The sequence below is a fragment of the Helicobacter mesocricetorum genome (assembly GCF_900198605.1).
Taxonomy (GTDB): Bacteria; Campylobacterota; Campylobacteria; order Campylobacterales; family Helicobacteraceae; genus Helicobacter_D; species Helicobacter_D mesocricetorum.
Window position 1 is genome coordinate 53216 of sequence record NZ_FZPJ01000015.1, and the last position, 15523, is coordinate 68738.

At 34.7% G+C, this 15523-nt stretch carries 25 protein-coding genes and 2 tRNA genes; 2 read left to right on the forward strand and 25 right to left on the reverse strand.

Translation table 11 applies throughout. From position 1 onward, the window contains the following. The 13 genes from rplX to rpsJ are packed head-to-tail and all read right to left on the reverse strand — an operon-like array spanning nt 1 to nt 5452. Nucleotides 1-231: a 50S ribosomal protein L24 gene (gene rplX, locus C6H18_RS04405; protein ID WP_104721901.1), complete on the reverse strand. Its 231-nt coding sequence runs from the start codon at nt 229-231 to the stop codon at nt 1-3. Beyond that, nucleotides 231-599: a 50S ribosomal protein L14 gene (rplN, locus tag C6H18_RS04410; protein ID WP_034552044.1), complete on the reverse strand. Its 369-nt coding sequence runs from the start codon at nt 597-599 to the stop codon at nt 231-233. The genes rplX and rplN overlap by 1 nt, the downstream gene beginning before the upstream one ends. Further along, nucleotides 596-862 (reverse strand): 30S ribosomal protein S17, encoded by a 267-nt coding sequence (gene rpsQ / locus C6H18_RS04415; RefSeq protein ID WP_104721902.1) that lies wholly within the window; start codon nt 860-862, stop codon nt 596-598. The genes rplN and rpsQ overlap by 4 nt, the downstream gene beginning before the upstream one ends. After that, nucleotides 859-1056: a 50S ribosomal protein L29 gene (rpmC, locus tag C6H18_RS04420; RefSeq protein ID WP_104721903.1), complete on the reverse strand. Its 198-nt coding sequence runs from the start codon at nt 1054-1056 to the stop codon at nt 859-861. The genes rpsQ and rpmC overlap by 4 nt, the downstream gene beginning before the upstream one ends. Then, nucleotides 1043-1468 (reverse strand): 50S ribosomal protein L16, encoded by a 426-nt coding sequence (gene rplP / locus C6H18_RS04425; RefSeq protein ID WP_104721904.1) that lies wholly within the window; start codon nt 1466-1468, stop codon nt 1043-1045. Before rplP ends, rpmC begins: the two co-directional genes overlap by 14 nt. A 2-nt stretch (nt 1469-1470) precedes the next feature. Continuing rightward, entirely contained in the window at nt 1471-2175 is a 705-nt protein-coding gene (rpsC, locus tag C6H18_RS04430) for a 30S ribosomal protein S3 (protein WP_104721905.1), read from the reverse strand. Further along, nucleotides 2175-2504, reverse strand: a complete 330-nt coding sequence (gene rplV, locus C6H18_RS04435) for a 50S ribosomal protein L22 (RefSeq protein WP_104721906.1) — start codon at nt 2502-2504, stop codon at nt 2175-2177. The genes rpsC and rplV overlap by 1 nt, the downstream gene beginning before the upstream one ends. Before the next feature lie 9 nt (nt 2505-2513). Beyond that, nucleotides 2514-2795, reverse strand: coding sequence for a 30S ribosomal protein S19 (gene rpsS / locus C6H18_RS04440; protein WP_104721907.1), 282 nt, complete (start codon nt 2793-2795; stop codon nt 2514-2516). Between the two features lie 10 nt (nt 2796-2805). Beyond that, nucleotides 2806-3633 (reverse strand): 50S ribosomal protein L2, encoded by an 828-nt coding sequence (gene rplB, locus C6H18_RS04445; RefSeq protein ID WP_104721908.1) that lies wholly within the window; start codon nt 3631-3633, stop codon nt 2806-2808. Between the two features lie 10 nt (nt 3634-3643). Next, the gene (locus tag C6H18_RS04450; RefSeq protein ID WP_104721909.1) at nt 3644-3925 is read right to left on the reverse strand and encodes a 50S ribosomal protein L23; all 282 of its coding nucleotides are present in this window, start codon (nt 3923-3925) and stop codon (nt 3644-3646) included. A gap of 2 nt (nt 3926-3927) precedes the next feature. Further along, nucleotides 3928-4542: a 50S ribosomal protein L4 gene (rplD, locus tag C6H18_RS04455; protein ID WP_104721910.1), complete on the reverse strand. Its 615-nt coding sequence runs from the start codon at nt 4540-4542 to the stop codon at nt 3928-3930. A 10-nt stretch (nt 4543-4552) separates the two neighbouring features. Beyond that, nucleotides 4553-5131, reverse strand: a complete 579-nt coding sequence (gene rplC / locus C6H18_RS04460) for a 50S ribosomal protein L3 (RefSeq protein WP_104721911.1) — start codon at nt 5129-5131, stop codon at nt 4553-4555. Between the two features lie 9 nt (nt 5132-5140). Continuing rightward, nucleotides 5141-5452: a 30S ribosomal protein S10 gene (rpsJ, locus tag C6H18_RS04465; RefSeq protein ID WP_104721912.1), complete on the reverse strand. Its 312-nt coding sequence runs from the start codon at nt 5450-5452 to the stop codon at nt 5141-5143. Between the two features lie 202 nt (nt 5453-5654). On the opposite strand from rpsJ, the gene C6H18_RS04470 reads away from it, so the two are divergent. Then, nucleotides 5655-6725, forward strand: a complete 1071-nt coding sequence (locus C6H18_RS04470; protein WP_104721913.1) for an ATP-binding protein — start codon at nt 5655-5657, stop codon at nt 6723-6725. 43 nt (nt 6726-6768) lie between these two features. On the opposite strand, the gene C6H18_RS09420 is transcribed toward C6H18_RS04470, so the two are convergent. The 12 genes from C6H18_RS09420 to C6H18_RS04520 form a co-directional block, all read right to left on the reverse strand. Continuing rightward, nucleotides 6769-6933 (reverse strand): hypothetical protein, encoded by a 165-nt coding sequence (locus C6H18_RS09420; RefSeq protein ID WP_158654868.1) that lies wholly within the window; start codon nt 6931-6933, stop codon nt 6769-6771. Nucleotides 6934-6964: 31 nt separating this feature from the next. Further along, the gene (locus tag C6H18_RS04475) at nt 6965-7264 is read right to left on the reverse strand and encodes a hypothetical protein (RefSeq protein ID WP_233704057.1); all 300 of its coding nucleotides are present in this window, start codon (nt 7262-7264) and stop codon (nt 6965-6967) included. Nucleotides 7265-7283: 19 nt separating this feature from the next. Further along, nucleotides 7284-8171, reverse strand: a complete 888-nt coding sequence (locus C6H18_RS04480; RefSeq protein WP_104721914.1) for a DNA adenine methylase — start codon at nt 8169-8171, stop codon at nt 7284-7286. Further along, entirely contained in the window at nt 8161-8946 is a 786-nt protein-coding gene (locus C6H18_RS04485; RefSeq protein WP_104721915.1) for a type II restriction endonuclease, read from the reverse strand. Before C6H18_RS04485 ends, C6H18_RS04480 begins: the two co-directional genes overlap by 11 nt. Then, a complete protein-coding gene (locus C6H18_RS09425; RefSeq protein WP_158654869.1) occupies nt 8943-9101 on the reverse strand; it encodes a hypothetical protein in 159 nt (52 codons plus the stop codon). The genes C6H18_RS04485 and C6H18_RS09425 overlap by 4 nt, the downstream gene beginning before the upstream one ends. Before the next feature lie 195 nt (nt 9102-9296). After that, entirely contained in the window at nt 9297-10019 is a 723-nt protein-coding gene (locus C6H18_RS04490) for a R.Pab1 family restriction endonuclease (protein WP_104721916.1), read from the reverse strand. Further along, nucleotides 10016-11059: an N-6 DNA methylase gene (locus tag C6H18_RS04495; RefSeq protein ID WP_104721917.1), complete on the reverse strand. Its 1044-nt coding sequence runs from the start codon at nt 11057-11059 to the stop codon at nt 10016-10018. Before C6H18_RS04495 ends, C6H18_RS04490 begins: the two co-directional genes overlap by 4 nt. A gap of 19 nt (nt 11060-11078) precedes the next feature. Beyond that, a complete protein-coding gene (ilvD, locus tag C6H18_RS04500; RefSeq protein ID WP_104721918.1) occupies nt 11079-12770 on the reverse strand; it encodes a dihydroxy-acid dehydratase in 1692 nt (563 codons plus the stop codon). A gap of 26 nt (nt 12771-12796) precedes the next feature. After that, complete coding sequence (locus C6H18_RS04505; RefSeq protein WP_104721919.1) at nt 12797-14071, reverse strand: peptidase U32 family protein; 1275 nt, start codon at nt 14069-14071, stop codon at nt 12797-12799. Between the two features lie 3 nt (nt 14072-14074). Next, a complete protein-coding gene (locus C6H18_RS04510) occupies nt 14075-14761 on the reverse strand; it encodes a chemotaxis protein (RefSeq protein WP_104721920.1) in 687 nt (228 codons plus the stop codon). Nucleotides 14762-14930: 169 nt separating this feature from the next. After that, nucleotides 14931-15007 (reverse strand) — tRNA-Met (locus C6H18_RS04515). Between the two features lie 25 nt (nt 15008-15032). Next, nucleotides 15033-15107, reverse strand: a tRNA-Gln gene (locus tag C6H18_RS04520). Between the two features lie 179 nt (nt 15108-15286). On the opposite strand from C6H18_RS04520, the gene C6H18_RS04525 reads away from it, so the two are divergent. After that, nucleotides 15287-15478 (forward strand): hypothetical protein, encoded by a 192-nt coding sequence (locus C6H18_RS04525; protein ID WP_104721921.1) that lies wholly within the window; start codon nt 15287-15289, stop codon nt 15476-15478. Nucleotides 15479-15523 lie beyond the last annotated feature (45 nt).

A 15523-nucleotide genomic window follows, 5' to 3' on the forward strand; every position in this document is an offset into this window, starting at 1 on the left:
CTATTCCTCCGCTTTCTTAACATTTGAAATATGAATAGGCATTTCCTTTTGGATAAAACCACCTTTTGGGTTTTTATCGCTTGGTTTAATAGCCTTTTTCACTACCTTACAACCTTCAACAAGAACTTGAGAAGTTTTAGGAAAAACCCGCAAAATTTTTGCTTTTTTACCCTTATCATCTCCGGTAATAATCTCTACCATATCACCTTTTTTAATTCTACATTTAACCATTACAATACCTCCGGTGCTAATGATACGATTTTCATAAAATTAGCATAACGAATTTCTCTGCCAACGGGTCCAAAAATACGCGTTCCAATGGGTTCTCTTTTGCTATCTAAAATCACTGCTGCATTATCATCAAATCGGATCAGTGCGCCATCTTCTCTATGCAATTCTTTTTTAGTGCGAACAACAACAGCTTTTACAACTTGTCCTTTTTTAACTTTGCCATTTGGAAGTGCTTTTTTCACAGATGCCACTATAATATCTCCAACGGTTGCATACCTTCTTTTGCTTCCACCTAAAACCTTAATACACATAACTTCTTTTGCGCCACTATTATCCGCAACATTTAGTCTTGTAAAACTTTGAATCATAATTCAACTCCTACAGATACTACTTTATGAAGTGTAAAAGCTTTTCTTTTAGATAATGGCTTACATTCAATAGCCTCAATGACATCACCCACTTTTACACTATTTTGTTCATCATGAACGATATATCGCTTAAATCTTTTAACAATCTTTCTATATTTTGGGTGAATTACGCGTCTCTCTACTAAAATAGTAACACTTTTATCACCAGATTTAGTAGCAACTCTCCCTATGATAATCCGCTTATGTGGTTGTTTATCACTCATACTTCTACCCTCCTTTTGCTATTAAGAGCAGTTTTGATTCTTGCGATATCTTTCTTTGCTACTCTTATCTCATTAGAATTTGTAAGTTGCATAGTTTTTAGTTTCAATCTTAATTCAAACAAAAGAGTTTCTTTTTCCTTTAAAAGCCCTAATAACTCTGCAATATCTTTTTCATTAATCTCAGTATATTTCATTTTCACCCTCTCTTGTTACAATTTTTGTTTTAAAAGGGAGTTTGCTCTGTGCCAAAGATAAAGCGTGTCTTGCTAAAGCTTCATCTACGCTACCCATTTCATAAATAATTCTACCGGGCTTGATATTCATAACCCATTTCTCAACAGCACCCTTACCCTTACCCATACGAGTTTCAAGCGGTTTTGCAGTTAGGGGCTTATCAGGGAAAACACGAATCCAAACCATACCAGATCTTTTGGTTGCACGCGTCATAGCAATACGTGCTGCTTCAATTTGCCGTGAATCAATTCTGCCATGTTCAACAGCCTTAATTCCAAATTCACCAAATGCCAATGAAGTTCCACGAGATGCTTTTCCCCTGTTTCTTCCTTTCATTTGCTTTCTATATTTTGTCTTTTTTGGCATCAACATTGTTATTGCCCCCTTCTCTTTCTTGTAGAGCGAGTTTTTTCTTCGCCCTCTTCAGTTTGTTTCTCTACTTGGATACCCTTTTGCAAAACTTCACCTTTAAAAATCCAAACTTTTACACCAATATTTCCATAAGTTGTCAAAGCTTCAGCAAAGCCATAATCAATCTTTGCCCTTAAAGTATGAAGAGGGATTCTTCCTTCCATATACCATTCAGTTCTTGCCATTTCAGCTCCTGCCAAACGACCAGAAACTCTAACCTTGATACCTTTTGCACCAGATTTCATTGCGCCTTGCATAACTTTTTTCATTGCTCGACGAAATGCCACCCTTCTTTCAAGCTGTGTTGCAACGCTTTCGGCAACTAATTGTGCATTACTTTGTGGCTTTTTGACTTCTTTGATATTGATAAAAACATCTTTATTAACAATTTTTTTAAGAGAATCTTTAAGCTTCTCAACATCTGCGCCCTTTTTACCAATAATGATTCCCGGTCTTGCAGCAACAACTGTTACCCGAATCTTTCTCGCAGTTCTTTCAACCAAAATATCACTTACGCCAGCATAATAAAGCTCTTTTTTCAAAAATTTTCTAATTTTATGATCTTCTGCTATATTTTGCGGAGCACTTGTAAATGACGGAAACCAACGGGATTCCCAATTTCTGTTGATCCCAAGTCTTAAACCAATTGGATTAACTTTTTGACCCATTACTTATCCTTATTTTTTTGTGCTACTTCCACAAAAATATGTGAAGTAGGTTTTCGAATTGGAGTTGCTCTACCTCTTGCTCTTGGCGTAAAACGTCTAAGCACAGGACCAGCATCTACTCTACAAGAAGAGACAACAACATTTTCTGCTTCATAACCACCATTAGCCACTGCCGATGCAATCACTTTAGAAATAACTCTTGCAGCCTTATTAGGCATAAACTCTAAAGAAGCAATCGCTAATTCGGCATTCATTCCTTGAATTTCCTTTGCAATCAATCGTGCTTTTGTAGGAGAGAGGCGAATATATCTTAATAATGCTTTACTCATTATAGCCTCCTACTTACCAATTTTCTTTTGGACACTTCCTTTGTGTCCTTTGAAAGTCCTAGTAGGCGCAAATTCTCCTAACTTATAGCCAACATGATTTTCTGTTACATACACAGGAACAAAAGCCCTTCCATTATGAACATTAAAAGTAAATCCGATCATTTCAGGAATAATTGTGCTTCTACGTGACCATGTTTTTATCGGTTTATTATCTTTTGCTTCTTTTGCTTTGATAACCTTCTTCATCAAATGCGCATCAACAAAAGGACCCTTTTTTATCGATCTAGCCATTTACTTTCCTTTATTTTTTTCTTCTTGAAATAATAAGCTTATCACTTGCTTTTTTTCTTCTTGTTTTATAGCCCTTTGCTGGCATACCCCAAGGAGAAACAGGATGTCCACTAGAACCTGTTTTACCCTCACCACCACCATGTGGGTGATCCACAGGATTCATAGCACTTCCTCTTGTTTGTGGTCTAACACCCAAATGACGATTTCGTCCGGCTTTACCAATAGAAATATTGGCAAAATCTTCATTTCCTACTACGCCAATAGTTGCCATACATTCACCCAAAATATATCGCATCTCACCACTTGGCATTCTTAGGATGGAATATTTCCCTTCTCTTCCCATAAGTTGCGCGCTAGCACCTGCACTTCTTGCAAGCTGTCCTCCACGTCCCGGATACATTTCGATATTATGCACAACAGTTCCAATAGGGATATTTTTAATCTTCATTGCATAGCCTAAACGAATATCTAACCCACTCTCTGCAGAAATTACTTTATCACCCACTTTCAAACCACTGGGTTGGATAATATATCGCTTATCACCATCTTGATAGGTAACAAGAGCGATTCTACAATTCCTATAAGGATCATATTCTATGGCACTTACCTTGCCTTCAACATTAAATTTATTACGTTTAAAGTCAATAATGCGATAAAGCTTTTTAGCTCCACCTTCTTTGTGTCGGCTTGTAATGCGTCCATTATTATTTCTACCTGCAGAGACAGGGAGTTTTATTAATAATTTTCTGACACTAGGTTTAGCCGTGATATTCTCTGAGCTTAAATTGCTCATAAATCTCCTGCTTGGAGTATATGGTTTATAAGTCTTAATTGCCATCTTTTACTCCTTAAACTGCTAATGATTCTATTTTAGCACCTTCAGGAAGCTTGACATAAAACTTCTTGAAGTTGTTTCTTTGACCAATAACACCGCGAAATCTCTTAACCTTTCCTTCTTGTCTTAGAGAATTAATCGATAAAGGTGTTACTCCAAAATATTCTTTAAAAACCTCTTTTAATTGTGTTTTACTTATCTTTGGAGAAGTTTGCACCACTAAAACACTTTGTTCTTGTAGTTTTAAAGATTTTTCTGTATACATAATTGATTTAATATCTGTAATACTTGCCATTTTTAATCCTCTTTAGTAATGGATTCAAAAAGTGATTTTTCAATCACTATAGACCTAAATGTTGCTACCAAATAAGCATTAAGCTCAACACCATCAATTAAATAACAATCTTTAATATTCCTAAATGCTAAAAATGTCTTTTCATCAAAAATTTTTGATACTAAAAGAGTATTGCGTTGGTTTAATGCTTTAAACATAGCATAGGCGTCTTTTGTTTTACCACTTTCTATTTGGATTTTATCCACTATAAATAAACTACCATTATTAGCTTTTTCTTGTAAGGCATATTGCAAAGCAAGTTTTTTTTGTTTTTTATTGACTTTTAAATTGTAATTTCTATTATTGCTTGGACCATGAGCCACACCACCGCCTACAAATACAGGCGAAGTGATACTTCCCGCTCTTGCTCTACCACCACCTTTTTGACTCCAAGGTTTCTTGCCACCACCACTTACTTTACCTCGCGTTTTTGCTAACGCATTATTAGTTCGCAAGGAAGCTAAAAATGACTTCACATAAAGATAAAGATTGTGAGCATTGATGGTTTTATAACTTTCTGGTAATTCTGCTTCTCCACTCTTCTTTAAATCTTTATTTAAAATAATTGCTTTACTCATTTCACAACCTTTAACCTATAATCTTCAATTTACCAAATGCACCATTAAAACCGGGAATAGAACCCTTTAAAACAAGAATATTATGTTCTTTATCAAAAGAGATAACCTCATTTTGGACGGTTACTTTTTCATTCCCATAATGTCCTGCCATTTTTTTACCCGGTTGAACGCGTCCTGGCCATTCGCGATTCCCGATAGACCCAGGTCTTCTATGGAATCTACTACCATGTGCTGCGGGACCTCCTTGAAAATTCCAACGTTTTATAACACCGCTAAAGCCTCTCCCTTTTGTGCTAAAAGAAACTTTAACGCGCTTTGCTCCCTCTAAAGAAGACAAATCTAAATCACCTGTTTGTGCATTACCCACTTCAAGGGTAGCAAATTTATTATATTCTTTATCAAGATTATATTTTTTTTGCTGACCCACAATAGCTTTATTGAGTGATTTTCCTTGATGATAAGCAACGATAGCCTTTCCACCCTCTAAAACCTCACATACCTTTAGAGGTTTTACTTTTAGTAAAGTTACAGGAATACTAGGTTTTGCAATCGTTCTACTCATTCCAATTTTTTCTGCTAAAAATTCCATTAATTCCCCTTATTTGCCCATTGAACGAACTTCAACATCAACCTCTGGTGCCATATCTAATTTTGTTAAACTATCCACTGTTTCTGATGTCGCTGAAACTATATCAATGATCCTTGCATGGACACGAATCTCAAATTGCTCTCTTGAATCTTTATTAATATGAGGAGATTTTAAGACCGTATAACGTCTTTTTTTGGTTGGAAGTGGAATAGGACCACGAATCTCTGCACCTGTTCTTTTAACCGCCTCTACAATTGAGACAACTGACCTATCAAGAACACGATGATCATATGCTTTTAACTTAAGTCTAATTTTTTCCATAATGTATTTTCCTTCAAAGAACTCACCAAATGAATTTGATGTAATGTTTTTGGAAGCTGTGATTATACTTATATTCTTTATTTTTAGCAATATTTTCTGAAGTTTTTTTGTATTTTATTTCCTTTTTAAAAGGAAAACTATAAAATATAACCCAAAATATATCCCTTAAAATATTCTATCAATCTCTTATTGAAGGCTTCTTATGCTTTTAGAAAAAATATTGCAATCCTATCCTAAACCTTTTTGTAAAAACAATAGGAACTTGCCACTATCTTTAAAAAACTTCAATTTTATTTATGGGGGCAAAGGGCTAGGAAAAACTAATCTCATTCTTCATTATTACCAAAACATTACTTCTTTAAAAAAAATGTATGTGGATTTAAAGGATGCAAGATTAAACTCCAATAAAGATTTTAAAGACATTCAATCTTTTTGCCAAAAAGAAAATATTGATTTATTAATTATTGATAATTACGACCCAGACTTCATACTACCCAAACTCCCAAACCTCACACTTATTTCACAAATCCCTTATGAAATAAAAAATTTTCATTATATCCACATCCCACCCCTTAGCTTTCAAGAATATAAGCAAATCCATAAACTTACTTCAGAAGATGCCTTAAGCCATTTCATCAAATATGGAAATTTATGGGAAGGAGAGTCCTATAATGATTATAAAAAAGCGCAATCTCTCCAAAACTTCAGTCATAATCCAACGGATTTTTGGATACTAAAAAATCTTATTTTACATCTTGGCTTGAAAATCTCTTTACATCAAATTTACCTAAAAATAAAAAAAGAAAGAAAACTCTCTAAAGACATATTTTATGAATATTGTGCCTTATTACAAAAAAGTAAAATGCTCTTTTGGGTTGAAAAATTCGAACATAAACTATCGGCAAAAAAACTTTATTTTTATGATTTCACCTTAAAGAATGCCTTTAGTTTTGAAAGAAATTTTCATTTACTCTTTGAAAATATGGTATTTTTAGAACTTTTCTATAACATAAAAGAAGAAATCTTTTTTACTGATAAATTAGATTTTTATCTTCCTAACTCCTCTTTAGGAATCTTATGTATGCCTTTTATCCAACAACAAACTTTAGAACAAAAACTTCATAAAATCATCAAAGAAAGGGAATATTGCGATGAATTCCTAATCTTAACGCTTAACCAAAGAGGAAAAGGAGAAAATTTAGGAACACCTTATCTTATGTTGCCCTTTAGCGATTTTGCACTGAATATAACTGACTATATACCCAACTCCTAAGCCCAAAAATCCTATAATCAGGGTATCCCTAAGTGAAAAACTTTCATTTAAAAATACCCATATACAAGGCTCTTTGCCAAACATTAACCTTTTGTTGTTTGTAATTATTCATTCTATGTAGTAGCTCATAGGCTTTTTGGATAATATTTTTAGGCGTATAAAATGAACCAAGATTGATAGTTCGTTCTTTAGTTAGGTGTTTTTGCATTGATTCTTTATCTCCCTATTATATACATAATCTATCGCATACTAAATAAGCAATTTTTTTGTAATAGATTAAAATTACTAATTAAAAGCTCTTTGCCAATGTTGGCTTTTTCTTGTTTATAATTATTCATTCCATATTGCAAGCTCCATTCAAGAATATAAAAATCCTTATAGAGATTTCTAATAATCTGACTATCATCATAGGTTAGTAAAAATTTATGATTTGTTTGCTTTAGATTTTCACAAAGCATTTTATGGTCAAAATTTGTATGTAAATTCCCTTTTTTTGCCATAGAGCCTTGATTTTGTGGCAGAATAATAAGGTGATTCATAGAATTTGACGTGCATTGTTTATCCAAATAAAGATTTTTGTTTTGTAGGATTGCTTTGCATAAGATTCATATCCACAATATAATTCTTTATTAATGCTTCTTTCATTGCATTTCTGTTATTTTCACTCGCTCCTAAGTGATAAAAATGCTCAATAATGTCATTATAAAACCCACTCCATAATGTTGTTATGTATTTATTTTCTCTATATTGATTACTATGCCAAGTTGAGAGTATAAACCTTGCTTTTGTGCTGGATAAAATCTCATAAAGCTCTTTTTCTTTCGTCTCATTCCAAGTATTAAAGTAATCACAATGCCTATCAATATAAGGTGGATCGCAATAGATAAAGTCTCCATATTGTGCTTGTTTAAGAATATATGTAAAATCACAGATTCTAAATTCATAATCATTATTTTTTATAAGGTTGCTTACCCAATTTATTTGATTAACAATCTTTGTGATATAGCTTTGAGTAAATCTTGTATCTTTTTTGCAATAAGGCACATTAAAACCGCCTTTTAAATTAAATCTCATAAGCCCATTAAAACAGCTGCGATTCAAAAACAAAAAGTCAAAAGAACAAGCAGTTTGATTAAATCTCTCTCTAACTTTTAAATAATGCTCTAGTCCTTCTTTTTCCAATGTAGCACCTTCTTGTTTTAAGTATTCTCTCACAGATTCTTTATTAATAAAACCTTTTTGAATTGCTCTATAAAAATTGATAATATGCGGATTATTATCGCTAAAAATAGCTCTTTTGGGTGCGATATTAAAGCCCACAACACCACTTCCCATAAATGGTTCAAAGTAGATTCCTTGATTGTCCCATTCCATTGCGTTTTTAATGGAGCAGACAAGCTTACTTTTAATGCCTTGAATCTTAAGTGGTGGAATCCTAATTTTCATTTCTACCCCTATATGCTAAATACTCTTTGAGTTTTGTTATTGTCTTTATGTTTCCTCTAGAATCTGTAATATTAATTTGCCCATAATTTATCCAATAATCATCAAAAATTTCCTCGCCAAAATTTGCAAATATCCCTCTTTCGTTGATAATATCATCAATATTTTTGATACTACCTATATTTGCAGTATTGCCACTACCGCTAGAATCACTTGCTATTTTATATTTCTCCACAAAAAATAAGGTAAGATTTTGTATCACAGATGGAATCTTTTTTAAGTCATCAATTCCATAACGAGTAAGTTCATTAATCATCACTCTATCATAAATTACACCTAAGCAAAAATGTCCTTGATACTGCTTATAAGGAAATTGAATATTCTTATTAGATTCTCTATTTTTAAAATATTCTCCGTGCGAACCTAATGTAAAACCATTGCAAAGATTTGGATTAGATTCATTACGATAGGTTGTTTTAATATCAATTGCAAACTTAACTTGAGAATCTTTTTTTGAGATAAAAGATAAATCAGGATAATAATTTTGATGACTAGGTAAAATAACCTCAAAGTTATGAGTGTTTGCAAAGTCTAAAATATAGGGAAAAAGATGAATTTCTAGAATTTTAGAAATAACTTTTGTATCATTTGAGAGAGTAAAAATTGTTTTATCATTATCAATAAAACCCTTAATTTTCCATTTAGAATCTTCGCAAATTTTATCTTGTATGGTATTAAGAAAAAATCTAAATTTTTGTATAAAATCTTGTTTTTTCATTTCTTTTCCTTAATAATTAACAACTCACAGCCGTGTTTGTAGTGTAAAGATTTGCCTTTAAGCGAATCTAAAAAGCAAACCTTTTTATCGTCAAAAGTATTATGCTTATAAAAAAGATTTTGTTGATTCTGATGAAATACTAGGGCGGTTTTCATAAATTACAGCTCCGTCTTTAGCACCGCGCCATTTGCGGCATTGCTTACAAGCAAGGAATATCTTTTAAGCCATTTGCTTTTAATTTTTTTGATAGGTGTCCATTTTATCTTGTATGATTCCAAAACAAAAATCCACGAGCAACATTAATGTGTTTTTTAAAATATATTTAAATATATCAGTTTCCACAACTTAATTCATTTGCCACTACAATATTTGCTTAATAAGTAATCTAAAATTTGCAAACAGTCATATTGATGTACCTTGCTCAAAAGTCCAAAGATTCTAAATATCTGTATGAAAATCGCAATATTTTCTTTGGTTATTTCTAGGTAGCCATATTCATTACTTTGAATTTTTCTACCAATAAAGCTTTGGTTGTCGCAATCTTTTAAACTACTTAATGCAACACAGAAATATAGCATTGGCATTGTGCCTACTGCAAATTGTTTTTCACGCACAACAATCTCGCAAAGCAAATCATTATTTTGAAATCTATGTATCAGCAAGGGATAGCTGACATTTGCTTTCAAAAACTCTATACCATTAAGATTATCATTCACAAAGTTAGTCCTCATTATTTTTTCTTTTCGTTCTATAAAATCTTGATAGTTCTTTATGTTTGTTTTAATGTTTCTAATATCATTAGGAGTTATCCATTTTTTACATAATGCGAAATCTAAAAATTCACTCAATTCATAAATTTGCTTTGTTTTTCCATTCGCACCGATAAAATGATAGGATTCATTTTTCTTCACAACTTTATCATATCCTATTTGCCATTCAATATAGTGCTTGGCGGTCATAATGGTTTGTGTTGGCGCGACGGGGATTCCGTAATCACTAAAAGCAAATCTTTCTTTAATCCGAATTTTACCCATAGCTTTACTCAATGGAAATTTGTATTTTAAATTTTTCATATATATTCCTTAAACAATGTTTCAAAATATTCTTGTACGCATGCATTGGTCTTAAAATCCATAAAGGCATCTGAAATTTTGAGAAACTCCTCGTGATTGATAAAAATATCTAAATTACCAAAATAATAAGGAAGTTTATCGGCGAATTTCTTAAAATGATGAATGTAATAGTAGTATTGTATGTTATCTTGAAATACACGAATAGAGTTTGCGCTGCATTTTGTCATAAAAGTTTGATTGCGTTTGAGTGCATTGATGTCTCGTAAAGTATGAAAATAGGCGATTTCTTTACGCTTGTCTTTTGGGTTTGGATATTTTAGGACATAATTACCAATAAAATCAAAGTCATTTAATCGCAGTTTTTTCCCGCTATCCGTACTAAATTGGTAATTTTTAATAAAATCATAATCCATTCCCCGATTATCTTTTATATAGAGAGCAATAATAATTGGAAAAAAAGTTTTGGAATGGGGTGTAAAAATTTCAGAACTGATAATTATATCCTCAAGCAGTGCATAACACTCCTTGAATAATTTTAACGCCTTGAAATTACTCTCTTTAATCAGATATGAGAGTGGGTGAAGCACACATATAAAACCTGGATTAAGAAGCGCAAAAGATCGCAAGAATGAGATTCCTAAATCCCTGTGGGCGAGATTTTTATCTATATCAAAAAGTTGCCGTTTAATGCCATTATTAATAATGGAAGTTTTATCATTATAGGGTGGATTTCCAATGATAATGAGATTTTCATTTTCTGGGATTCCAAACTTAGAACGAGACACATTTAAAAGAGAATTTGTCGCAATTGTACGGATTTTAGAATTGACTTTTTGCAAGGCAATCTCATCAATATCTGCACCTAAATATTGATAATCACCGATGAAAAAATCCCCATAACCACAAGCACTATCAAAGAGCAAAAAATCCTTAAGATTCACTCTTTTTTGTAGTAGCTCATAGGCTTTTTGGACAATATTTGTGGGGGTATAAAACGAACCAAGATTAACGGTTCGTTCTTTGTTTAGGTGTTTTTGCATTATCTCTTATCCTATAATTTTACAACTCCGTTTTCAGTACCGCGCCATTTGCGGCATTGCTTACAAGCAAGGAATATCTTTTAAGCCATTTGCTTTTAATTTCTTTTTTGATGGGCTTCCATTTTGCCCTGCGTGCCTCCAAAACAGCAGAATCCACAAGCAATTCCAATGTTCCGCGACTTACCGAAATCGCGATTCTATCGCCATCTTCGATAAGTGCAATCACTCCTCCCTCTGCCGATTCGGGGCTGATATGTCCAATGCAACCGCCACGCGTTGCGCCGCTAAAGCGTCCATCGGTTATAAGTGCCACTGATTCACCAAGCCCCATTCCCATAATCATACTTGTTGGCGCAAGCATTTCCTGCATTCCGGGTCCTCCTTTGGGTCCCTCATAGCGGATTACCACGACATTCCCAGCCTTTACTTTGCCTCCTGCAATGCCCTTAATCGCTTCATCTTGAGAGTTAAAACACACCGCCACTCCTTCAAATTCTTTCATCGATTCTGCCACTGCGGCGACTTTTAGCACCGCACCCTCACGCGCAAGGTTGCCATAGAGGATTTTTAACCCACCCACCTGCGAATAGGCATTTTCATTATGGCGGATAACTTCAGAATCTGTAATTTTGGCATTTGCTATGCGCTCACCCAAAGTCTCTCCCGTAATCGTGAGCGCATCAAGCTTTAAGACGCAATCTCGTTTTGCCACCTCATTCATCACAGCAGTTACGCCACCTGCGCGATGAATATCTTCCATATGAATTGTGCTTAATGCAGGGGCAATCTTGGCGATATGCGCCACTTGGCTTGCGATAGCATTGATAGAATCTAAATTAAAATCCACCTCGGCTTCTTTGGCGATTGCGAGCATATGCAAAATCGTATTCGTGCTACCGCCCATCGCCATATCCACGACAAAGGCATTATGCACGGCTTTGACGTTTAGAATATTGCGGAATCTAAACTGCTCGGTTTTTTCAGAACTAAGCGCAATCTCCACGATTCTACGCGCTGCTTTGCGTAAAAGCTCTTCCCTCTCTTGGCTCAAGGCTAAAATCGTGCCATTACCCGGTAGCGCAACCCCCATAGCCTCACAAAGTGTATTCATAGAATTTGCAGTAAACATTCCGCTACAACTCCCACCGCTTGGACAGGCATTACACTCTATCTCATAAAGCCTTTTTTCATCAATTTTGCCCTCACCAAATGCCCCCACAGCCTCAAAGGCAGAGTTTAGATCGAGTATCGTGCCATCTTCTAGCTTACCCGCTTTCATCGGTCCCCCGCTCACAAAGATGGTTGGCACATTCACGCGCAACGCTCCCATAAGCATTCCGGGCACGATTTTATCACAATTAGGTAGGCAAATCATCGCATCAAGACTATGAGCATTCATCATTGTCTCAATGCTATCAGCAATGAGTTCGCGACTTGGCAGAGAATAAAGCATTCCGCTATGCCCCATCGCGATGCCATCATCCACACCGATAGTATTAAACTCAAAAGGCACACCACCAGCCTTGCGGATTTCTTCTTTGACAATCTGCGCATAGCGGTTTAAGAAAAAATGCCCGGGAATGATGTCGATATAGCTATTTGCCACACCAATAAAGGGCTTATTAAAATCCCCATCTTTTAGCCCTGTGGCGCGTAATAAACTCCTATGAGGGGCTTTTTGGTAGCCTTTTTTGATGATGTCGCTTCGCATTGTGTCTCCTTAAGCTTAGGTTTATACTACTCCACTCTTTGGCGCAAAAAGCTAAAAGGTGGGAGTGGAGCGGGGAGCAAAAAGCGATTTTCATTCCCACTATGGATAGATTCTAGCTCTTTGCCATTCTCTAAGAGTATTTTATGGAATTGTAGGAATTTTTTGTTATTTTTGGTGAAAATTTTTCCTAATTCATTCTCGCAATCCACAATAGATTGCCCATAAGGACTAATGATTTCTTTAGCTTCTCCTGTACGTATTGTGAATTTGCATAAGGCAAATTTACCATCTTCACTAACTTCGGCATTGACTTGGTAGCTCCCCTCACTAATAGCGGTTTGATGATTTTGTGTATTTAGCTTCTCATAGGGGCGATGAATAAGATAGCCATCACTAAAACCTCTATTTTTTAGAGTGTCTAGCTCTTGCTCATAGATCTCTTTTTTAAACTTTCCCTCATAAAAATCCTTAATTGCCATCTTATAAGCATAGGCGGTAATACCCGCATAATAACTTGATTTGGTACGTCCTTCAATTTTCAAAGAGTCAATAGCATTACTCTCTAAAATCATCGGGATATGTTCTAAAAGATTCAAATCTTTGGCATTAAAAATATGTGTGCCAACCCCCTCTTCTTCCACTAATCTCATCATCACACCATTATCGGGATTCCTTACATAATATTCATAATCAAATCGGCAATCATTGGCACAGCTACCTCGGTTTGGAACTCTCCCGCTTTGCAGGGCAGAGATAAGGCAACGACCTGAAAAGGCAAAGCACATACTTCCGTGTATGAAAATCTCTAATTCTAAGTCAGGCAAGGCTTGTTTGATATTAATAACATCTTTTAAGCTAATTTCACGAGCAGCAATTATCCGCTTTACCCCCATTTCATAGAAAACTTCAGCATCTAGGATATTTAAAACATTAGCTTGGGTTGAGAGATGAATAGGAATATGGGGTGCTATTTTTTGGGCAAGCTTTATTACTCCGGGTGTAGCGACGATAAAAGCATCGGGGTTTAAATCTGCCATTTTCTCAATATGAGATTGGAGTAACTTTAATTGGGAATTAAAAGGAAATCCATTAATGGTTACATAGATTTTCTTGCCTTTGTGGTGCGTATATTCTATACCTGCGCGAAATGATTCAAAGTCAAATTCTTTACCCGAGCGATTCCGTAACGAAAAATGGCTTACTCCCCCATATACAGCATCTGCTCCATACTCTAATGCGATTTTTAATTTCTTGAGGTTTCCCGCAGGAGAGAGAATCTCCGGCTTCTTTTGTGATTTCATTGATTATTTATTAAGGTCAGATACAAGTCTTTCGATATCCTCTTCATTAAGGACATTTTCTGTATTATCACCTTCTATATGCACAGCAGAACTAACGCGTTTGGAATCATCAATTTTACCTTCAAAAAGAGAACTCATATATCTAGCAAGTGAGCGCATCACATTAATAACGCGTTCGATTTTTTGGCGGTGAATATCTTGGTATTGCATAATATCCATAGCTTCTAAAGTAGCATTGCTAATATCTTGGATATTGCTTGTAATAGTCTCTAATTTTTCTTTGATATGCTGAATCTCTTCAAGTTTTTGTGAGAAAGTATTAAAATCTGGAAATTTTGTGTGGAGTTTTTGGAGCATTTCTTCTTGGGAATCAATAAATTTTTCAAACTCACTTAGTGATTGTTCAATAGCCTCTCCTGCATTACTTATTGCTTCTAATTTATCGAAAGTTTGGGCTGCTTTTACTTCTGAATCTTGCGTAACATCATCAAGTTGATGGATAACTTTATGTTCGGCATTAGGAGGAGGAGGTGGCCAAAGCGTATCGTGTTCTATCTTAAATTTGCTTGGTAACCCATCCTCTTCTTTACCCTCTTGCGCTACTTCCTCTGTATTTGGTTGAATATCTTCTTGAGTTTGTTGCTCCGAAGCATCTTCATTTAATAGTGCGTTCAATTCTTCTTGTGTCATTAATCAACCTTGTGTGTTAAATAATTTCATAAAGACATTGTGGGATTGTATAATAAATTCAATGGAAGTTTTATTAAATTTATCTTAAACTTTCATAATCACTTGCTTGTTAAAAAAGTCTAAGAGTGTTCTTTAAAGCTAATATAGAAGAGCTTAGAGAGATATGATTTGGTAGCGGGGGGCGGATTTGAACCACCGACCTTTGGGTTATGAGCCCAACGAGCTACCGGGCTGCTCTACCCCGCGTTAAAAGCTAAAACTTAAGCTAAATTGGCTGGGGTACAAGGATTCGAACCTCGGAATGGCTGGACCAAAACCAGCTGCCTTACCACTTGGCGATACCCCAATGATTAAAGAGTGCGAATTATAATATCTTTTATGACAAAAGTCAAATATCCATAAGATTTTAGAATAACTTAAACATCCTAATTTTGCATAGAGCTACTATTATAAAATGCTTAAACTCTGCGGAAATATTTAGGTGAGGATATTGAGGATATTCTAGTATTTTTTGATGGGATTTGTTTGGCTGGTTATGGAGATTATAGGATTATGGATTATTTAGAGTTAGTATTTCTAGGATTATTTATTGGTTTGGTTTATGAGGTTAGTGAGATGAGATTAGAAGAATTATTAGGTTGGTTGGGGCTACTTTTAGTAATACGACTTTTAGCGATATTTTATAGGTTTTATTCCTTACAATATGCGCTAGAGTGATTATTCTACAAAGGGATGTAGAGGATATTTAAACAAACAAGGGTC